General features: G+C 47.4%; 22 protein-coding genes. 15 read left to right on the plus strand and 7 right to left on the minus strand.

Annotated elements, in window-relative coordinates; all coding sequences use genetic code 11:
• Positions 1-62: 62 nt before the first annotated feature.
• The gene (locus ACIDITHRIX25_RS82225) at positions 63-866 is read right to left on the minus strand and encodes a WD40/YVTN/BNR-like repeat-containing protein (RefSeq protein ID WP_201731866.1); all 804 of its coding nucleotides are present in this window, start codon (positions 864-866) and stop codon (positions 63-65) included.
• 395 nt (positions 867-1,261) lie between these two features.
• Here ACIDITHRIX25_RS82225 and ACIDITHRIX25_RS000000104325 point away from each other — a divergent pair, with 395 nt between their 5' ends.
• The gene (locus ACIDITHRIX25_RS000000104325) at positions 1,262-1,771 is read left to right on the plus strand and encodes an IS1595 family transposase (protein ID WP_502756224.1); all 510 of its coding nucleotides are present in this window, start codon (positions 1,262-1,264) and stop codon (positions 1,769-1,771) included.
• Between the two features lie 116 nt (positions 1,772-1,887).
• On the opposite strand, the gene ACIDITHRIX25_RS82235 is transcribed toward ACIDITHRIX25_RS000000104325, so the two are convergent.
• From ACIDITHRIX25_RS82235 to ACIDITHRIX25_RS82250, 4 genes are all read right to left on the minus strand, one after another.
• Positions 1,888-2,946, minus strand: a complete 1,059-nt coding sequence (locus ACIDITHRIX25_RS82235) for a WD40/YVTN/BNR-like repeat-containing protein (protein ID WP_201731867.1) — start codon at positions 2,944-2,946, stop codon at positions 1,888-1,890.
• A gap of 176 nt (positions 2,947-3,122) precedes the next feature.
• Entirely contained in the window at positions 3,123-3,491 is a 369-nt protein-coding gene (locus tag ACIDITHRIX25_RS82240) for a winged helix-turn-helix domain-containing protein (protein ID WP_082058896.1), read from the minus strand.
• 3 nt (positions 3,492-3,494) lie between these two features.
• Positions 3,495-3,857: a hypothetical protein gene (locus ACIDITHRIX25_RS82245; RefSeq protein ID WP_052607242.1), complete on the minus strand. Its 363-nt coding sequence runs from the start codon at positions 3,855-3,857 to the stop codon at positions 3,495-3,497.
• Positions 3,858-3,967: 110 nt separating this feature from the next.
• Positions 3,968-4,222 carry a hypothetical protein gene (locus ACIDITHRIX25_RS82250; RefSeq protein WP_052607241.1) on the minus strand — a complete coding sequence of 85 codons (255 nt, stop codon included), beginning with the start codon at positions 4,220-4,222 and terminating at the stop codon, positions 3,968-3,970.
• A 143-nt stretch (positions 4,223-4,365) separates the two neighbouring features.
• Here ACIDITHRIX25_RS82250 and ACIDITHRIX25_RS82255 point away from each other — a divergent pair, with 143 nt between their 5' ends.
• Positions 4,366-5,268 carry a transposase gene (locus ACIDITHRIX25_RS82255; RefSeq protein WP_201731868.1) on the plus strand — a complete coding sequence of 301 codons (903 nt, stop codon included), beginning with the start codon at positions 4,366-4,368 and terminating at the stop codon, positions 5,266-5,268.
• Positions 5,269-5,540: 272 nt separating this feature from the next.
• Positions 5,541-5,789, plus strand: a complete 249-nt coding sequence (locus ACIDITHRIX25_RS82260; RefSeq protein WP_201731869.1) for a hypothetical protein — start codon at positions 5,541-5,543, stop codon at positions 5,787-5,789.
• A 326-nt stretch (positions 5,790-6,115) separates the two neighbouring features.
• On the opposite strand, the gene ACIDITHRIX25_RS82265 is transcribed toward ACIDITHRIX25_RS82260, so the two are convergent.
• Positions 6,116-7,030: a DMT family transporter gene (locus ACIDITHRIX25_RS82265; RefSeq protein ID WP_160291739.1), complete on the minus strand. Its 915-nt coding sequence runs from the start codon at positions 7,028-7,030 to the stop codon at positions 6,116-6,118.
• Positions 7,031-7,394: 364 nt separating this feature from the next.
• Between ACIDITHRIX25_RS82265 and ACIDITHRIX25_RS82270 the strand changes: the two genes are divergently transcribed.
• The 12 genes from ACIDITHRIX25_RS82270 (at position 7,395) to lysS (ending at position 17,255) form a co-directional block, all read left to right on the plus strand.
• The gene (locus ACIDITHRIX25_RS82270; protein ID WP_052604828.1) at positions 7,395-7,970 is read left to right on the plus strand and encodes a sigma-70 family RNA polymerase sigma factor; all 576 of its coding nucleotides are present in this window, start codon (positions 7,395-7,397) and stop codon (positions 7,968-7,970) included.
• A 16-nt stretch (positions 7,971-7,986) separates the two neighbouring features.
• A complete protein-coding gene (gene rsrA / locus ACIDITHRIX25_RS000000104330) occupies positions 7,987-8,226 on the plus strand; it encodes a mycothiol system anti-sigma-R factor (protein ID WP_152625880.1) in 240 nt (79 codons plus the stop codon).
• Between the two features lie 289 nt (positions 8,227-8,515).
• Entirely contained in the window at positions 8,516-9,580 is a 1,065-nt protein-coding gene (locus ACIDITHRIX25_RS82275) for an Rv3626c family coenzyme F420 biosynthesis-associated protein (RefSeq protein WP_201731870.1), read from the plus strand.
• A gap of 136 nt (positions 9,581-9,716) precedes the next feature.
• On the plus strand, positions 9,717-10,610 hold the full coding sequence (gene tilS, locus ACIDITHRIX25_RS82280; RefSeq protein ID WP_052604835.1) for a tRNA lysidine(34) synthetase TilS: 894 nt from the start codon (positions 9,717-9,719) through the stop codon (positions 10,608-10,610).
• A 314-nt stretch (positions 10,611-10,924) separates the two neighbouring features.
• Positions 10,925-11,482, plus strand: a complete 558-nt coding sequence (gene hpt, locus ACIDITHRIX25_RS82285; RefSeq protein ID WP_052604837.1) for a hypoxanthine phosphoribosyltransferase — start codon at positions 10,925-10,927, stop codon at positions 11,480-11,482.
• A gap of 59 nt (positions 11,483-11,541) precedes the next feature.
• Positions 11,542-12,129 carry a GTP cyclohydrolase I gene (gene folE / locus ACIDITHRIX25_RS82290; RefSeq protein ID WP_052604839.1) on the plus strand — a complete coding sequence of 196 codons (588 nt, stop codon included), beginning with the start codon at positions 11,542-11,544 and terminating at the stop codon, positions 12,127-12,129.
• Positions 12,130-12,266: 137 nt separating this feature from the next.
• On the plus strand, positions 12,267-13,040 hold the full coding sequence (folP, locus tag ACIDITHRIX25_RS82295; protein ID WP_052604842.1) for a dihydropteroate synthase: 774 nt from the start codon (positions 12,267-12,269) through the stop codon (positions 13,038-13,040).
• Positions 13,041-13,046: 6 nt separating this feature from the next.
• On the plus strand, positions 13,047-13,460 hold the full coding sequence (folB, locus tag ACIDITHRIX25_RS82300; protein ID WP_201731871.1) for a dihydroneopterin aldolase: 414 nt from the start codon (positions 13,047-13,049) through the stop codon (positions 13,458-13,460).
• Complete coding sequence (folK, locus tag ACIDITHRIX25_RS82305; RefSeq protein ID WP_052604847.1) at positions 13,457-13,969, plus strand: 2-amino-4-hydroxy-6-hydroxymethyldihydropteridine diphosphokinase; 513 nt, start codon at positions 13,457-13,459, stop codon at positions 13,967-13,969. Before folB ends, folK begins: the two co-directional genes overlap by 4 nt.
• A gap of 69 nt (positions 13,970-14,038) precedes the next feature.
• Positions 14,039-14,899, plus strand: a complete 861-nt coding sequence (gene panC / locus ACIDITHRIX25_RS82310; protein ID WP_201731872.1) for a pantoate--beta-alanine ligase — start codon at positions 14,039-14,041, stop codon at positions 14,897-14,899.
• Between the two features lie 20 nt (positions 14,900-14,919).
• Positions 14,920-15,744: a type III pantothenate kinase gene (locus tag ACIDITHRIX25_RS82315; RefSeq protein ID WP_052604849.1), complete on the plus strand. Its 825-nt coding sequence runs from the start codon at positions 14,920-14,922 to the stop codon at positions 15,742-15,744.
• An 86-nt stretch (positions 15,745-15,830) separates the two neighbouring features.
• Positions 15,831-17,255, plus strand: coding sequence for a lysine--tRNA ligase (gene lysS / locus ACIDITHRIX25_RS82320; protein ID WP_052604850.1), 1,425 nt, complete (start codon positions 15,831-15,833; stop codon positions 17,253-17,255).
• 89 nt (positions 17,256-17,344) lie between these two features.
• Here the strand turns inward: lysS and ACIDITHRIX25_RS82325 are convergent, their stop codons facing one another.
• Positions 17,345-18,004: a Crp/Fnr family transcriptional regulator gene (locus ACIDITHRIX25_RS82325; protein ID WP_235347629.1), complete on the minus strand. Its 660-nt coding sequence runs from the start codon at positions 18,002-18,004 to the stop codon at positions 17,345-17,347.
• Between the last annotated feature and the right edge of the window lie 3 nt (positions 18,005-18,007).

Genomic DNA, 18,007 nt, shown 5'->3' on the forward strand with positions numbered 1-18,007 from the left:
AAGCACTCGTTACAATCCCATTGAATCCCCGGTGAGACTGCAAAGTTCGGTCTGCAATTGGTTCAAATGTCATAGGATAAGTCCCCAAGCCCCCCACTGTTGGAAGTTCGATATATCGGATATTGGGAATTACCTAGAGCCCAGCCGTTCTTGCCCGGCGCAAATGCCATCGATAATATGCCCTGGTTTGCCAAAGTGGACGGCAGGGTGTAGCGAACAAATGAATGTCCACCATTAGAAGTGTGATAGAGATAATTACCGGCCCATACGTAACCGTCTTGAGTGCTCAGGAAATCAATCCCACCAATGGTTTGCCAATTTGTGACAAATTCATTCCAAGATTTTCCTCCGTTGGTTGAGTTATAGAGGTTCCACTCCATTTGGTAGACGTTCTTTGTCGGATTATTGGTAGCAGGAACCTTGGTTCCTCCCAATACCCACAGATCGTTTTTAGAAATTGGATCGACAACCAGTGGTCTAAAAGGAGTACTCACTTTATTCCAGCTAGTGCCCGCATTAGTTGTCCGGTCAATTGCCGCTGAACCGGCCGGACCATTATTGTTGGCAACGACAAAGCCCAAACTGGAATTGACAAACTTCCCTTGAAGCAAAGACCATCCCTTGGGAAGTGGAATCCGTCTCCAGTTCGTGCCACTGGTACTCTGATAGAGGCCACTAGTTCCAAGTGCCAAAAGCTTTTTTCTAAGGGGGTCAATTTCCGTAATTCCGGTAGGAGCATTGCCAAGTCTCTGCACTGAGCTGGTGTTACCTATTGTTGAAATCCCCTGACTAGGCGATAGCGCGTACAATCCGGTTGCACCTTCGAAGATGCTTTGCGCGCTATAGGGAGGATAGACAAGTGTCATCCGTCCTGAAGAATTGGTCTGCCAGAAATTGGAACATACTTATCAAATTTCGTAAGTTTCGCCTTCACCGAGACCAGATTGGAGCTAATCCTTAGTAGAACAGATGTTCTACTAAGGTGGCATGGTGGATATCTCAGGCTTTATGGTACGCTTCGCTTCAGAGGAAGCATGTGAAGATCATTTGATCAAATTGCTATTGCTATGAGGGATTTAGATGCCCAAAGTGTGACTCTGACCAGTTTACCTTAATCAGGCCAAACCATCGAAGAAATGCAGCATCTCGAGCTCCACTTTTTCAATGTAAATCTTGTCACCGTCAAACTAGCGTTACCTCCGGAACCATCTTCCATCGAAGCCATATCTCTTTATCCAAGTGGTTCTCCGCTATCTATCTATTGTCCAACGACAAGCGTGGTCTTTCGGCTACTACCATTGCTAAATTCGTTCAAGTATCTTATTCGACTGGCTGGTTGATGCTAAATAAGCTACGAAAAGCAATGGCTGACCGAAATGGTTTATATAAACTTGGAGGAAACGTCCAGGTAGATGAGTTCTTTTTAGGTGGTGAGAGCCATGGCGAAGGCAGAAGAGGAAAGGGAACAAAACAAACCAATGTCCTAATTGGAGTGTCGATTAGCAATGGTGCTCCTACTCATTGCTTCATGGAAGTAATCAAAGATACCACTGCTAAATCACCCAAAGATGTTTTTGTGAGACGTTTAGATTCCGATACCAAGCTGATAAGTGATGGTAACCCAAGTTACGGGGTATGTGCTGAAAGACCTTGGACTAGCGCATTCGATCACTCTATCCAAAGACGAACAAGCACATGTAACATTCAAATGGCTCAACATCCTGATAGGGAACTGCAAGAAATTTATCGACGGAACATACCACGGACGTGAGGAACATAAGCAACTTATGCCTCGAGGAATTCGCATACCGATTCAACCGAAGGCACTTTGAAATGTCCTTGGTAGAGCGACTTCTCAATACATGTGTGTTTGCGTCTCCACATCCGCTACTCCGCGAATCTGATTCCAAAATGGCTCTTGCTTACGAAACTTGATAAGTATGAATTGGAATTTGCTGTTACAAACGAAAAGTCTGTTCGGCTCCAGGCGGAAAAGCCCACCACATTGCGTAGAGAGTGAGCACTCATTGGAGTTTTGCTCATAAGGTTCCAAGTCAGCCCACCATTGTCGGTGGCATACATGCCGGAGCGTGCAAGTGCCATAAAGCCCAGTTGGGGTGAGATGAATTGAAGCTGCGTCACATAGCCAGTGGCAGGCATCACTCCGCTAGTAACTAGGGTCTGACTACTAGAGAATTTAGATTGAGCCGCCAGGCTCCAGCTTGATCCCCCATCTGTCGTTTTGTACAGATACTTATTCTCTGAGCCTGCTGAGGGTTGGATTCCAACCAGTAGCCATCCATCACTAGGTGAACTAAAACTAAACGATCCGTATGTAGCTGCGGAATAGAGCGGGGATGGAATGAGTGACCAACTTATGCCACCATTTACGGTCTTGTAGATTCCAGCTGAGTATGGCTGGGAGCTAGAACTGGGAGTGCGAAGCATGGCGAATCCGGTAGTTGGAGATAGAAACTTTATTGTTGAAATCGAACCGGCAAATATCTGATTCCAGGAGTTGCCACCATTTGTGGTTGAGTAAATATAGTTATTCGCTCCTCCATTGACCGGACGTGAAACGAGATAGCCGATTTTATTAGTGACGAAATCGATTGAAGAAACTGTACCTGGTACAGATGAAAGGTCTTTCCAGCTGGTACCTCCATTTTTGCTCAGCAAAATAGATGAGGTGGGACCCGAACCATTCTGCTGTGACACGTAAACAATCGATTTAGAGAGATAGAAAGCATCATTTACCTGCTGTGGAACGTTCTTCCCAGCCACGATCGACGAAGACTTGTTGGCCGATATTTGAAGGGTGCTTTCATGCTTTATGACGGCAGTGGTAGAGGTAGATGGATTCGGGGACGCTGCCGAAGTGCTACCGCATGCTGCGATTATCAGTCCAAAGCTGAGCAATAGTGCAGTCCCTGGCTCTCTTCGCATCAATACCTTCCTTGCTAAGTCGTTTTGTATGTTTTAGCTAAATTAGTCTTACCCGTGGATTTGATATTCCGGCGACGGTTCTAACTGTATGGGGTCCCGTCTCACTTCAGAAAGAGCTCACCTATTATCTCAGATTAACCTTCAATTGGACGAAGCAGGGTCTATGGATCAGTTGTTTAGATGGAGCGTTGGAGGCTTTTCTTCTTTTTCTTGATCGGTTTGGTTGCTTGTTTGCTGACTCCGGAGATCAAGTCTTTCAGAACCTCCACTTCGGCCTCTAATGCTCGGATGCCTTCTGGGCTTATTTCCACCATGGTCTGCGGTTTGCGCCCGGAATAGCCCTTCTCTACAATTACCAGACCGGCATTCTCAAGCACCTGGATATGTCTGCTGAGATTCCCATCTGTCAGTCCTGTTGACTGATGAAGGAGGCGAAAGTCTGCCCTTGATAGTTCATAAAGAACCGCAAGGATGGCGAGGCGACTTCGCTGATGTACTGCATCGGATAAGTTGATTACTGATTTTGGAGTTGTTGAGTCTGACATTGGTCATTCACCTTTAGGTTGATCGAGGCAATTTGGCTGGCGGTATTTGGTTTCTTCTGGCTCACCTAGACAACTAGCTGCAACAAGCGGCGGTCTTCTTCGCTTGTAAAGAAGTGCCGCTCCAGCAACGAGAACTAGTCCGGCAGCCATATCACTGATCGAGTCTGGAGGTATCCAGATATTGAGTCGGCTAAAGAACTCACTAGAGCATCTAGAGAGTGCGATTCCGACGAAGAAACTTAGTCCTGCAAATAGAGCAAGCATCTGACTGCGGGCTGCAAATCCAGCAATGCAGATAATCACCGCCACAGCTAAAAGGTGGGAAAGCTGACTTGGAAGACCCAATTGATCTGAAGCCAAAAGCACAAATACGCCGATAAGACCGGGAAGTAAGTAAGTGAGCGTAAAAGTCCGCAGACGACCACTGGAGTGCTGGCAAAGAATCGGAATAGTCAGGTGGCGTGATGGAAGCGATGTTAGGAAACCCCAACCAAACAGACGGAGCCAGAAGCCCCGTCCGTAAGGGCGGGGAGGTTCACCTGCTCCGGCCGAATAGAAAGGTCAATACCCAAACGGTTTGCTTGACTAATTTTGTCAAGTGCTCTAGTTCCCAATGTATCAGTGTCAGGGAATGATAAATCAACGGCTAAGGAAATCCCCGCACCCAGGATGAAGACATCCGGTGCCTCCTCGTCCCACGCACCTGTCGAGGTTGCGAATCCAGGTGACATCAACCGACTTCCTTACTACTAAACCTGGATCCACCGAAAATTTAGCCGATCGACTTTGATTTAGACATAGAAAAGGTGCTCTGAACATGTTGAATGATGTTTGAAGACACTTCAAATCTATCAGTTCAAGGAGCACCTTTTAGATGCGAGCATCTGCTAGTGCTTTAGAGTGTTTGATAGTCACCTTTGACGATTCGAACGCAGTTTCCAACAGTGGATTAATACTCCCTATCACCCTTGCTGAGAGACTTGGCCTTAGGGATCTCTTTGATTTACACATTGACCTAGAGGATCGTCCTGGACGAGCAAATGTTGGCAGAAAAGCTATGGCTATCGTCGCATCTATCTTGGCCGGTGGTGATTGCATTGATGACACTGCAATCCTTGAAAGCCCAAATGCACAAGTGATTCTTGGTCAGATAATGCCAGCACCATCTAGGTTTGGTGTCTTCTTGCGTAGTTTTGAGACCAGTGACATCGCAGATGTTGAACGAGTTGCAGCTTTGTTGCTAAAACGAGCCTGGCTAGCTGGAGCAGGTCCAGGTGATGAGCCGCTCACCATTGATGTTGATTCCACGATATGTCAGGTATATGGAAACAAAAAAGAAGGAGCTTACTTTGGTTATACCAACCTAAGGGGGTATCACCCACACCTAGCAGCAGTTGGTAAAACAGGTGACATTCTTGGAATAGTGACTCGTGAAGGCAATGCCAATACCGCTCGTGGTGCCGGGGAGTTTGTAACCCAGGTAATCAACAATGCCAGAGCCGCTGGAGCAACTGGTGAAATAACCATGCGTTTTGACTCTGGGTTCTACTCAAGAGCCGTAAGAGACACAGCCAGCCAAGGCAATGTTCGCTTTTGCATTACAACACGGATGTCAAAACGATTGAAGCAGGTTACTGCAGCCATACCAGAAGAAACATGGACTTCAATTCCTTATTGGCTTGAAGGTGGAGCTGATGTAGCCGAAGTTGAATACAGGGAAATACAGGGAAATATCGCGCATTTGCAAGAGATAGACAAGACGTTCGTCTTATCGTAGGAAGAACAAAGCCTACTCCAGGGTCTCAGCTGGCACTATTTAGTGACTATGACTATCACGCATTTATTACCGATCGACAAGGCGAAACGCTTTTCCTTGAGGCTGATCACCGAGCACATGCCCAGATCGAACTAGTCATCAAGGATCTCAAAGGAGGTTCTAGATGGAATCATGTTCCATCTAGATACATGAACGCTAATGCCGTTTGGTTGGCTCTGGTCTGGTTAGCTCTGGTCTGGTTAGTTATTTGTGTAACTACATAACCTGGCACGGTGCAACTGCACACAACCTGGCACGGTGCAACTGCACACAACCTGGCACGGTTCACTGCACGAATAGGTGCTATTACACAAACTGTTATCACCACACCAAAGCTTCGACGGTGTTACTTTCAGATCGCAGGACATATCACTCGTTCAGCTAGAAAAGTAATACTGCATCTTGAAGAACACTGGCACTATAAGGATAAGTTCTTAGAGGCTCTTGATCGGATCAGAAAGTTTGAGATCGCCATCACCTGAACATCTGGTTACCTAACACACTGAATATTACTTGAAGGAACTGCGCTAGAAGACAAGGGATTAGGTCGCTATACCCAAAATGAGATTTCACAATCTCAAAAATGACCAAACAGGCTCAACCACAAAGGGAATAGGTCATATTTGGCACTCTGAAACCAGATTTAAGCCATAGACCCTCCGTCAAACCTAAATCAGATCCTAAAAACCGACTTGGATTCACACCGAGGGGCTCAAGCTGGTCCATTTCTGTGGATTCAGGTTAAAGCTACGCTAGCTTGGATGCCGGGATAACTTTGGTCACAGTATAGGGGTCGAGCTTTCAGTCTTTAATTTAAGGTTGGAGACGCTTGGCGCTCAACCTTTTTATCTCGCACAAGGATCGCGCCAGCAACGCCCAAGCTAATCAGGAGACCGCCGATGATCGTTCCTTGGCTGATATGTTCACCGAGGATTACTGCTCCCAGGATGACTCCAGTCAATGGCTGGAACAGTAGCATCACGGCGCCTTTTGAAGCGTCAACGTGTTTGAAGCCCGAAACCCAAAGAAAGAAGGCAATGACCATGCCCATTATGGAGATATAGGCGACTTCGCCCCAACCTAAAAGGGTCGTTGGAAGTGGCGAGTTGGTGTTGGCGGCAGATATAAGGGCCAAAGGCAAACTGGTGATTGCTCCGACTGCCGACGCTAAGGCAACGACCGTGATTGCGTGGTAGCGATCGAGAAGGCGACGGCTCCAAATCGTATAGATCGACCAGGCAACCATGGCAATTAATAAAAGTACGATACCTTTGGTCGCTTGGCTACCTCCAGAGGGGGTTCCAAGGACGACTATCACTCCCACAAAGGCTATTGCAATGGCGATCCACCGCAATAGTGGAACGTGTTCTTTTAACACCAACACGCCCAACACTGCGATCAGGATAGGTGAGGATGCAGTGACCAGAGATCCAAGGCCCGCACCGGCATCGTGGGTTCCAGTAAATTGAAACCCGATAGAGATGGTAAATCCCACGAGGCCAACTCCAAAGAACGAAAGATAGTCTTCGCGCTGCACGTGCAACAGGCCACGCCTTTTTGCAATGGCGATTAGAACTATTGCAGCTAATAATTCCCTTAGTTCTAAAGCGACAAAGGGAGGAATTTGTCGCATTAGCGCATCGCTTGCTACGTACATCCCACCCCAAATTACAGATGCACTGGCAAGAGATACGAATCCACGTCGAGCGGGGGAATTAAACACGTCATCCATTCTAGAGCGAGGTTTTGGAACCAAATGGCGTAGTTGCTTGGGATAAAAATCCGGATTAGTCTTGGTGGGAAACCAATCAAGTCACCCAAGTCGTCTTTTGTCCTATGCGGATCAACTTTGAGTTTTGGCGGAATGTACACGACGGGATCCTTGGGATTTTGATAGTTGAGAAGAAATAAAGTGAGACCAAATTGCGAGAAATTAGCACTAGCTTCCAATAGTGGGAACTTTAAGGCTCAGGATCAGCTTTAATGTTTATTTGAGGATTTTTTAAAGGTGAGAGCGCCTTTATGAATTTTGGACGACCGGTACCTTTCACAGGATCTGCTTATAAAAGACCGTAGGATGTTTAACCATGGCAGAACAAATCAAGTTTGTTGAAGACGCGATGGGGTTTATGGACGCGTTATTTTCAGCAGCTTTACGTATGACGCGAAATGCGGCTGAAGCCGAAGATCTCGTTCAAGAAACTTACCTTAAAGCCTACAGGGGGTATGGTTCATTTCAAGAAGGCACGAATTTGAAGGCATGGCTCTATCGAATTCTGACAAATACATTTATCAACTCCTACAGAGCAAAAAAGAGACGACCAGACGAAAGTGATCTAGACGACGTAGAGGACCTATATCTATATCGTAGACTCGGAGGATTGGAGGCAGCCCAAGCAGGGCGCTCCGCCGAAGAGGAAGTGCTAGAGTCATTTACCGACGATGAGGTAAAGGCGGCGATTGAATCGCTTCCTGACCAGTTTCGTTTAGCCGTTTTATTGAGCGACGTGGAGGGTTTTTCCTACAAAGAGATAGCTGAAATTATGGATGTTCCAATTGGAACCGTAATGTCGAGGCTTCATCGTGGAAGAAAAGCGCTTCAAAAAGAGTTGTATCAGTTTGGTACGAATCGAGGATTGGTAGCAGGCCGAAGTGGGAATTAGTTTTAATAGCAACTCTATGATCGAGTGTCAAGAAGTGATATCTAGGTTGTATACATTTCTAGATGGGGAGCTCACGGAGGAGCGTCGCATTAAGATTCGTCATCACTTAGATGAGTGTTCACCGTGTCTAGAAGCCTTTGAATTTGAATCCGAGTTGAGACAGATGGTCGCCAATCGACTCCGAGATCGAGTGCCAGATAGCCTCCGGATAAGGATTTCTAATTTGATCGATTCGGAGCGAGGATCCGCCCGATAAAGGCGGAATATTTTTATTTAGTTTGAGTTAGTCCTAATATGGCAAATAGAACTGAAGCGGTGGGTGGAGCCCCGGCAAGCGGACTGTCGAGACCTTCTAAGGCATATCCAAAAGATCGGATATGCAAAGAGGTAAACTGCGACACAAAGTTATCCATATACAACAGTGGAAAGTTTTGTTACTCTCATCAGCCCCTTACAGTGCCGCGCACTAGGGGGCGTAAGATCAATTAGATAAGCCTCGTTGGCTCCTACGAGACTAGTTTAGGCAAAGCAACGGAGGTGCTAATTTGATAGCGTGGGATACGGCAGCCAAGGTTGCCAAAGGTCTAATTTCAACTTTTCCAAAAGAGGATAAGGTCGCGCTCGAGCGAATGAGCGATTCGTTATCCGATTTTGGAAGTCAAGCGCTTGATCTCGTTGAGAATGTGAGCGGGCTAACTCTTTTGGATAAGACTATTTCCGTAAGATGTACTACTCGATCCGAGTGGGTAGATTCAAATGTTTTGTCCATGGCTTCGCTAATGGATCCAATGTTGAATAAGTTTGCACCCAAGCTTCCAGGCGGTCTTTCAACCATTTCCGCCAACGCAGGTGCGGTTCAGTTTGGTCTCTTGTTTGGATGGATGTCCAAAAGGGTATTGGGACAATATGATGCGGCGCTCTTTGCCAACGTAAACCCTGACGAGAATACGACTGTGCCAATTTATATGGTTGGTTCTAACATATTGGATCTAGAGGCTAAATTTGGCTTCCCAAGAGCTCAATTTGAGCGATGGGTTCTGTTGCACGAGTTAACACACAAGGTCCAATTTGAATCTGTTAGCTGGATGAATAGTTATTATCGTTCACTGATATCTTCCTTGATTGACGGCGTCAACTTGGGTCCATCGGATCTTTTTGGGGCGATTGTACGCGTAGCAGAGGACATTAGAGTGGGTAGAAATCCCCTTGCCGAGGCGGGTTTAGCGGGAATCTTTGTCTCCGAAGAACAACGTAAGTCGCTCTCGAAGATAGGTGGCCTCATGAGCGTTCTCGAAGGACATGCCGATTTTGTAATGGCTCGTGCAGCAAGAGGGATAATTGAAGAGGCCGATCACTTCGAGGAGGTACTTCATGATCGACGTGAATCTCCGAACTTTGTTAGCAAAATCGTTTCGCAGCTCTATGGACTAGATGCCAAGGTGAAACAGTATGCGGCCGGAAGATCGTTCCTTGAAGCCATCGACGACGCAGCTGGCAGAGATGGCATCAAAACTCTGTTTATGGCGAGTGAAAATATGCCGACTTTGGATGAGATTTCTAGGCCAGATCGCTGGATGGAGCGAGTTTTGACGCCATTGGTCAAGTCCTGATTTTGATTTGATCTAGCCTTTTATCCGCCGTTTTTAGTTCGCCTTTCCTCACATCTCACACTGCTTGCATTAGCATGGTTGAGTTATGTCGATCGTATCGAGCCAAAGCCGAATTTTATCGCAAAGAGTCATTCGAATGGCAATCTCCCTTGAGGTTAAGCCCATCGATCAGATCTTGAAACGGTGTTTTTTCCCCGATCCATCGAATGGGATTTTGAATGTGGCAGTCTCGGGAGGCTCAGATTCGCTCTGTCTAGCCTCTTTGGCGGTCGCGGCGGGTCACAAGATCAAAATATGGCATTTGGATCACAAGATTAGGGACTCCTCTTTCGAAGAAGCACACTTTGTGAGCGAGTTTGCTGAGATGATTGGGGCTCAATTCCAACTGGTTGAAGTAAGCGTTAAAGGGCGATCCAATCTTGAAGCTCGTGCTCGCAACGAACGTAAAAGTGCATTTCCCCAGGGGATCGCGACGGGTCATACCATGGACGATCAAGCTGAAACGCTACTGCTAAATCTGCTCAGAGGAAGTGGGATGCGAGGCTTGAGCGCAATGGCGAGAGATCCGACTAAGCCTATATTAACGTTGAGGAAGTCCGAGACCATCGCTATTTGTTCTGCACTTCGACTAAATCCAGTTATAGATTCGTCTAATTTTTCACCTGATTTTTTACGGAACCGAATTCGAAATGAGGTCATTCCTCTATTGGCGCAAATTGCGCACCGTGACATAGTTCCGATTTTTGATAGAACCGCAACTCTTCTATTCGATGAAGATCGGTATCTAGATAGTCTTGCTCTTTGCCTTGATGTGACAAGTACAATAGCGCTTTGTGGTGCCGATTCAATTCTGAGGCGTCGAGCTCTGCGGTTGGAGATCGAACGGCGAACTGGATACCCGCCATCGTTAGCACAGATAGAGGAGCTAGAAGGTAAAGTTTTGGGACGTTTGGATTTTAGGATTCAATTGCCCCGGGGCTTGGAGATAGCGGGGCGTCGAGGAGTCATTGACTATAAGACGATTGAGTAGATTAAATCTGCGTTCAAATAGCCGAGACTCTTCTTTGCCTTGATCTTGAACTAATTAAGATTTATGGGCTCATTGCGTTGTAGCAGGTTCATAAAGCGACGAGACTCTCTAAGCAAAAGTATTCGGGATGGGGGTCCTTAGCTTTAGGCGATGAGTTTTCTCCTAAAGCGAGAGTTCCGCCAGAAAAATCAATGCGTAATTGTTGAATTCTTCTTCGAGATGTTGGGATTTGAGGATCTGAACAAGAGATCGTCCGCGGATATTGCCTAGGATCTTCTAGGATTAATCATTTATGATGAGCAGTTGGGATTTTTATGGTGTCCGGTCCTGAAGTGTGGAGTCGCAACGACCCCAATTTGGTTGGTGTTGTAGTCTCGCAGGAAGATTTGAATCGCCGCGTTCGAGAACTTGGTAAAGAGATCTCAGAGGTCTATAAAGGCAAGAATCTGCTTTTGATAGGGGTTCTCAAAGGAGCATTCCTATTTATGGCAGATCTGGCGCGCCAGATAGAAGTACCGGTGGAATTTGATTTCATGGCGGTCTCCTCTTACGGATCGGCTACGAAGACCTCGGGAATAGTTCGAATCTTAAAGGATCTAGATATCGATCTTACAGATCGCCATGTCCTGATCGTCGAAGATATTATTGATTCCGGCCTTACTTTGTCATATCTGATTCGTAATCTGAAGTTTCGTAATCCGGCCTCTTTGTCAGTCTGCGCTTTGTTGGTAAAAGAGGGTGTTGACGCGACCGAATTGGATCTTGGCTTTGTTGGATTTACAATTCCAAATGAATTTGTCGTTGGGTATGGTTTAGACGTCGCGGAGAAATATAGGAATTTGCCATATATTGCAACGCATAAGACCGATTGATTGTGGATCTATTTACTAAAAGCTCCAGGGTTGCTCTATGAGACGGTTAGGGGTTACCAGTGGATGTTAAACGTGTCGTTCAGGCGGCAGATGCATTTCTGGACGCCCTAGGGGTTCCCCTCGACGATGAGGCGCGTACTGCTACTGCCAGACGGGTAGGCGAGCTCTGGTGTGATTTGCTTTCAGGAGAGAGCGATGACCCATCACGATACCTAAACGGCGGATTTGGCGGTGAGTTCCATGAAATGATCGCAGTCAATGACATTACCTTTCATTCAGTGTGCGAACATCATTTGCTGCCATTTTACGGCAAAGTCAGCTTATGTTATCTTCCGGGAGAGGCAGGGTTGATCGCGGGTGCATCAAACCTGACCCGAGTCGTCGAAGTAGTTTCAAAACGCCTCCAAATTCAAGAGAGACTTTCAAGTCAGATTGCCCAGGCTATTGAAGATGGAATAGGTGCAGCCGGAGTTTTGGTAGTGGTGCGAGGTACTCATTTTTGCATGACAATGCGTGAGACTAAAGACACAGGTTCTTGCCTTGTGACTGTGGCATCCAGGGGAGTGTTAACCAGTAATAGCGATCTACGCCGTGAAGCTAGATCTCTTATCATGGATGATTTCCGATCTGACTCAGATGATCTTTAGCTTTTCACTTGGATTGGAATTGTGATTTTGCAAGGAAGTAACTCTGGCTCCTTTGTCGAGTTGTTTATGGAATTGGAAGAAGAGATCCGATGGTTGGTCAGAGCCATGGCTAAAGGTCAATTGAGGGGTGATTAAAGATGAAGTTAGTTATGGGCGTTGTAAATGTCACGCCCGACTCTTTTTCCGATGGTGGAGAGACCTTCGATACACAAAAGGCGATTTCTCGCGGGCTTTCTTTGGCTCAAGCCGGTGCAGATATCTTGGATATTGGCGGGGAATCTAGCCGTCCAGGGGCGCTTTCGATAGATGCTCGCGAAGAGATGAGACGGATAATTCCAGTCGTTGAGGCACTTAGCCCCATTGTGCGAGTCTCAGTTGATACCACCAAGGAGGAAGTGGCAAGGCGTGCCGTTTTGGCAGGTGCAACTTTGATCAACGACATTTCTTCAGGGCTAGCGCACGTGGCCGCAGATTTGGGGGTGGGATGGGTGGCCATGCACATGCAAGCTTCACCGGAGATAATGCAGCGCGATCCTCGCTATAGTGACGTCGTCTTCGAAGTTAGGAACTTTCTAATTGAACGCGGCGAATATGGGAGACGTCTAGGAATCTCCGAAGTGTGGATTGATCCAGGGATTGGCTTTGGCAAGACAATTGAGCATAATCTAGCCTTGCTGAGGGAGATTGACTTTCTTGCTGATTGTGACTTTCCGGTTCTGGTAGGCACCTCGCGTAAGACATTTATAGGAAAAGTAGCGGCGCGATATGAAGGTGAGATCCCCCCGCCAAAGGATCGTTTGGAGGGGTCGCTGGCCACCGCGGCATGGTGTTATCGCCACGGTGTATCAGCCATGAGGGTGCATGATGTCAAAGAGACCATCGATCTTTGTCGTCTTGCCGGCTACCGTTAATTGTTTATGACGAAAGGTACTAACAGCTCCTCTTTTGCCATTGAATTAGGAGTCGTTGAGGTCAGGGACTTAGTTGTAAGGGGAATTCACGGGTTGCTACCCTCGGAGCGCCTGACACCCCAGGACTTTTCCATCAGTCTCAAGATGAGGCTGAGCATCCAAGATGCGGCTCTTTATGACGATATCAGTGGCACCATAGACTATTCGCTAGCAGCGACGATAGTAGAAGAGATCGTCCAAGGGATGAGCTTTGATCTGGTCGAAAGGTTGGGTTACGTAATTGCCCTGACTTTGATGGAACGCTTCGATACTATCTTGTCGATTTGGGTCTTGGTCAAGAAACTGCGCCCACCTATGCCTTCTGATTTGGCCTATGTGGGTGTTGAGGTGACCCTGAACAGAAATGGAGAATCCGATTGACTTACTTTCTGTCCATGGGCTCCAATTTAGGAGATCGCAGGAAGTTTTTACGGTTGGGTTTGGATCAAATTCCCTTCCTCGTTGCCGTCTCTTCTTTGTATAGAAGCTCACCGATGCAAATGCGCGATGAGGCGGCGGAGTTTTACAATATCGCCGTTGAGATCGAGTGCGACATGGAACCTCATCTCTTGCTTGAGATGTTGCATCGAATCGAAGAAAGCGCAGGAAGAGTTCGACCCTATCCTAATGCTCCGCGATCTTTGGATATCGACATTATCTATTGGAGTGGCGGTGAGCTAAACGATAGTGATCTTGTGATTCCACACCCTAGAGCTCATGAGCGACTCTTTGTATTGGCGCCACTCTATGAGTTGTCGCCCGAGATTGCACTTAGGCTGGACCTCAAGGGGCGTTTTGACTTGTCGGCTACGATGGCAATTACCGACGATGAGCCGGCGATGGCAGATTCCTATGTGATTAGGTCTTCGGATTCGAGCTGGTATAGCTAGAGTCCTGGCGAACAATGATCCTTGTGTGCTATTTGGTTAAATCCAATTGATTTAGGTAGGCGATAAAGGTTGCAGGTAATAGACAATTGCGAAGAGCTCTTTGATTTTGCTCAGGAGAGCCGAGCCCAAGGCTTGAAGATCGGCTTTGTGCCGACAATGGGGGCGTTGCATCGAGGCCATCTTTCCTTGGTCTTGGCCGCTAAGCAAAAGTGCGACTTGGTTGTTGTCTCGGTCTTTGTGAATCCACTGCAGTTCAATAACCCTTTGGACTTTGAGCGCTATCCAAGAGATCTGGCACGCGACTTAAGTTTGCTTGAGAATTCTGGGGTTGCGCTGGTCTTTTCCCCAAGCGAAGATGAGATGCACCCAAAGCCAATGCAGATAGGTTTTAGAGTAGAGGGCATCTCTGAGGGCCTCGAAGGTAAGTTTCGGCCGGGTCACTTCGATGGCGTAGCCAATGTGGTTGGAAAGCTTTTCAATTGTATTGGTCCCGCAACGGCGTTCTTTGGCGAAAAAGATTACCAGCAGGTCAAGGTGATCAATCGGCTGGTGTGCGAGTTTCATTTTCCAATTGAGATTTTTGTGGTGCCAACCCTACGTGAAGTGGATGGTTTGGCTATGTCTTCGCGAAACCTTCTCTTGACGCCTCGAGCTAGGAATGCTGCAGCTGGAATATATGCTGCTTTTTCATTTGGCCGTGGCTTGGCGATTCAAAACGAACCTTCAGATGAGGTACTTGAATCGATGACTAATATTTTGATCGATCGCGCTGGGGGCGAAGGCGCCCAATGCAAGGTCGATTATGTTGCACATGTGCGAGGTGAGAGTCTCGAAGAGATATCGCTATTTGAAGATGGATCTCGCTTTTTTATAGCGGCGAGTTACGACGGAGTTCGTCTTATCGATAACATTGGGGTATTCGATAAGTAAGTTTTGGAGGCTAGGCGTCAGTGCTTCTCGTGATAGATGTTGGTAACTCCAACACCGTAATTGGAGTTTATGAGTCTCAAAGCCTCGTAATGGGTGAGGTAAAGGTTGGGCGGAGTGCTGATTTCGGCTTGACTCATCATTTCCGTGTCGCTACAGTCGCAGAGAAGACCGCGGATGAATACGCGCTCTTATTGGTGCAACTCCTAGGGATGAAAGGGCTCGATCGATTGAGCTCGATCAGTGGAGTTGTCATCTCCTCTACGGTTCCCTCGGTCACTCAGACCATGAGGGAGATGACGGATAATTGGTTCGGTGTCGTACCCTTGATAATTGGACCTGGAGTTAGGTCAGGCATGCCGATCTTGTACGATAACGCTAAAGAGGTTGGAGCTGACCGAATAGCAGATGCTGTGGCCGGAATGGATCTCTATGGTTCGCCACTTATAGTCGTTGACTTTGGGACAGCCACGACCTTTGATGCGGTCTCTGCCAAAGGAGAATATTTAGGGGGAGCAATCTGTCCGGGGGTTGAGATCTCCATGAATGCGCTGGTATCGAGGGCTGCGGCACTTAGAAAGGTCGAGTTGGTCGCTCCAAGGGGTGTCATTGGCAAATCCACCGTTGAATCGATCCAGTCCGGTGCTCTCTATGGCTTTGCTGCTCAAACCGATGGAATGGCCCGGCGCTTTAAAGCGGAGTTGGGTCAAGAGGCTAAAGTGATTGCAACCGGCGGTCTTGCAGTGGTGGTAGCGCCATATTGCGAAGAGGTGGATGCGGTGGAGCCATGGCTTACATTGCACGGACTGCGACTTTTATACGAGAAGAATTTCACACCGGTGCGTTGACGATTTTGCTCATTTGGCTCGTACGCGTTTTAGACTGGCAATTAAAGCTAGATGACAGTTAATTTTCGTATTCCAAAGGGGCTCCTGTGGCGCAGAATATCTCTGATATTGAGATTCCATATACTTTCGACCCCGACATGACGACAAAGCAAATTCGTGACACCTTCGGAGATATCGCCGATGGCGAGGTTACGACGCAACGCCACAGCCTAGCAGGGCGTGTAATGCTTCTTCGTAGACAAGGTAAGGTTGCATTTGCTGAACTGAGAGATCAGCATGGAGCAATCCAACTCTTTGCGCGATCGAATGATCTTGAGCGATTTGATGCTTTTGGCGATTTGAATTTGGGAGACTGGATCGGCGCTCGGGGTTTTGTAGGTAAGACCAAAAAGGGAGAACTTTCACTCTTTATAGATAGCTTTGTTTTGCTTGCAAGAGCGCAACGGAGCTTTGGCGATAAATGGCACGGAATTTCAGATGTAGATACTCGATATCGCCAGCGCTATGTGGATCTTTGGGCTAACCCAGAGACCCGAGTCGCACTGACTCGACGATTTCGCATGGTGTCGAAGATGAGACGTTACCTCGAGGACCTGAATTTTATAGAGGTAGAGACTCCTCTATTGCATCCAATTGCCGGAGGCGCTTTAGCTAAGCCATTCATAACTCACCACAACTCTCTAGACATGGAGTTATACCTTAGGATTGCTCCTGAGCTCTACCTAAAGCGATTGATCGTTGGTGGCTTCGATAAAGTTTTTGAAATTGGAAGGGTCTTTCGGAACGAGGGAATTTCTCCTCGTCATAACCCTGAATTTACCATGCTAGAACTTTACGAGGCATACGCGGACTATCAAGATATGATGACCTTGACTGAAAACTTGGTTGCCTATTTGGTATTTGATGCTTTTGGTACGACAAAGATTTCATATCAAGACAGAGAGATCGATTTTACAACGCCTTGGCGTAGAGCTACCTTAGAAGACCTAACGAGTGAATCTCTCGGGTATGAGATTTCGCTCGAGACCCCTATTGAAAAGCTCAAAGAGATCGCCGATGGACTTGGAATTGTGGGCGATAGCAAATGGGGTTCCGGGAAATATCTACTGGAGATATACGAGCGAACGACAGAGTCAAGCCTTTGGGATCCTGTTTTTGTTATGGACTTCCCCAGGGAGGTGTCACCACTTTCTAGGGACCACAGGTCCAAGGCGGATCGGGTCGAGCGCTTCGAAGCCATAGTAGCTGGGCGAGAGCTAGCAAACGCATTTTCTGAATTAAATGACCCGATCGAACAGAGAAGGCGTTTTGCCCATCAGGTTGAACTTGCTCAAGGCGGAGACGATGAGGCAATGAATATGGATGAAGACTATATTCGCGCCCTCGAATATGGCCTCCCTCCAACTGGAGGACTTGGAATTGGCATCGATCGTTTGGCGATGCTGCTGTGTGATGCCTCTCAGATTCGCGAAGTGATAGCTTTTCCGGCTCTGCGCAAGGAAACGCTATAGATCTACAAAAGACAAGCTCGGTCGTTTGGGATGACCTGATTGCGATCGAGTAGAGGTGATTTTGCCCTATCAAATCGATAGGGCAAAATTTATCCGGCGATGATCTCTAGCTGTGGTCTATTTTTGATCCTATATAGTCGGTCATTTATGTCGATGTAACCAGCCCGCACGAAGGCCGCAAGTGTCTTGTTGACTCGTTCTCTTGAAGCTCCGATTAGCCCCGCGAGTTCTTCTTGGGTGAGTGGAATTATGAACTCGTCTAAATTGGCTGCCAGCTCCAGGAGTCGTTTTGCGGTTCTACCGGTGACATCTAGGAACATTGCATCTGTGAGGGCGTCATCGGTTTGGCGTAGGCGATTCGCCAATAGCTCAAGGAGTGACCAGAGTAAGACGGGTCGATGCTCAATTGCGCTTCGTATCGGCGTGTAGGAGATGGCAGCCACCTCTGAGCGCTCAATTGCCCTTGCGGTAGCAGATCGTCCTTGTCCATCGAATAGGCCCAGTTCGCCAAAGAGATCTCCAGTTTCCATGATCGCCACCATGGACTCCTTGCGATCTAAAAATGCCTTCAAGATTGCGATTCTTCCAGAAGTTACTATGTAAAGCGAGTCGGCGAGATCATTTTCATGGAAGATTTCGTCCCCACGTTTGAGTTTGATACGTCGGTGGCTCGCTAGGACGAGTGCCATCGTTTGATTGTCTAGCGATCTAAAGAGCGATGTATTGGCTAGAAGCTCCACAATGTCCACAAA

This window comes from Acidithrix sp. C25 (genome assembly GCF_904848545.2).

Coding starts and splice junctions, on each gene's coding strand:
- ACIDITHRIX25_RS82225 (WP_201731866.1), bottom strand. CDS start 866: ATGACACTTGTCTATCCTCCCTATAGCGCGCAAAGCATCTTCGAAGGT.
- ACIDITHRIX25_RS82235 (WP_201731867.1), bottom strand. CDS start 2,946: ATGCGAAGAGAGCCAGGGACTGCACTATTGCTCAGCTTTGGACTGATA.
- ACIDITHRIX25_RS82240 (WP_082058896.1), bottom strand. CDS start 3,491: ATGTCAGACTCAACAACTCCAAAATCAGTAATCAACTTATCCGATGCA.
- ACIDITHRIX25_RS82250 (WP_052607241.1), bottom strand. CDS start 4,222: ATGTCACCTGGATTCGCAACCTCGACAGGTGCGTGGGACGAGGAGGCA.
- ACIDITHRIX25_RS82255 (WP_201731868.1), top strand. CDS start 4,366: ATGCGAGCATCTGCTAGTGCTTTAGAGTGTTTGATAGTCACCTTTGAC.
- ACIDITHRIX25_RS82270 (WP_052604828.1), top strand. CDS start 7,395: ATGGCAGAACAAATCAAGTTTGTTGAAGACGCGATGGGGTTTATGGAC.
- rsrA (WP_152625880.1), top strand. CDS start 7,987: ATGATCGAGTGTCAAGAAGTGATATCTAGGTTGTATACATTTCTAGAT.
- tilS (WP_052604835.1), top strand. CDS start 9,717: ATGGCAATCTCCCTTGAGGTTAAGCCCATCGATCAGATCTTGAAACGG.
- hpt (WP_052604837.1), top strand. CDS start 10,925: ATGGTGTCCGGTCCTGAAGTGTGGAGTCGCAACGACCCCAATTTGGTT.
- folP (WP_052604842.1), top strand. CDS start 12,267: ATGAAGTTAGTTATGGGCGTTGTAAATGTCACGCCCGACTCTTTTTCC.
- folB (WP_201731871.1), top strand. CDS start 13,047: ATGACGAAAGGTACTAACAGCTCCTCTTTTGCCATTGAATTAGGAGTC.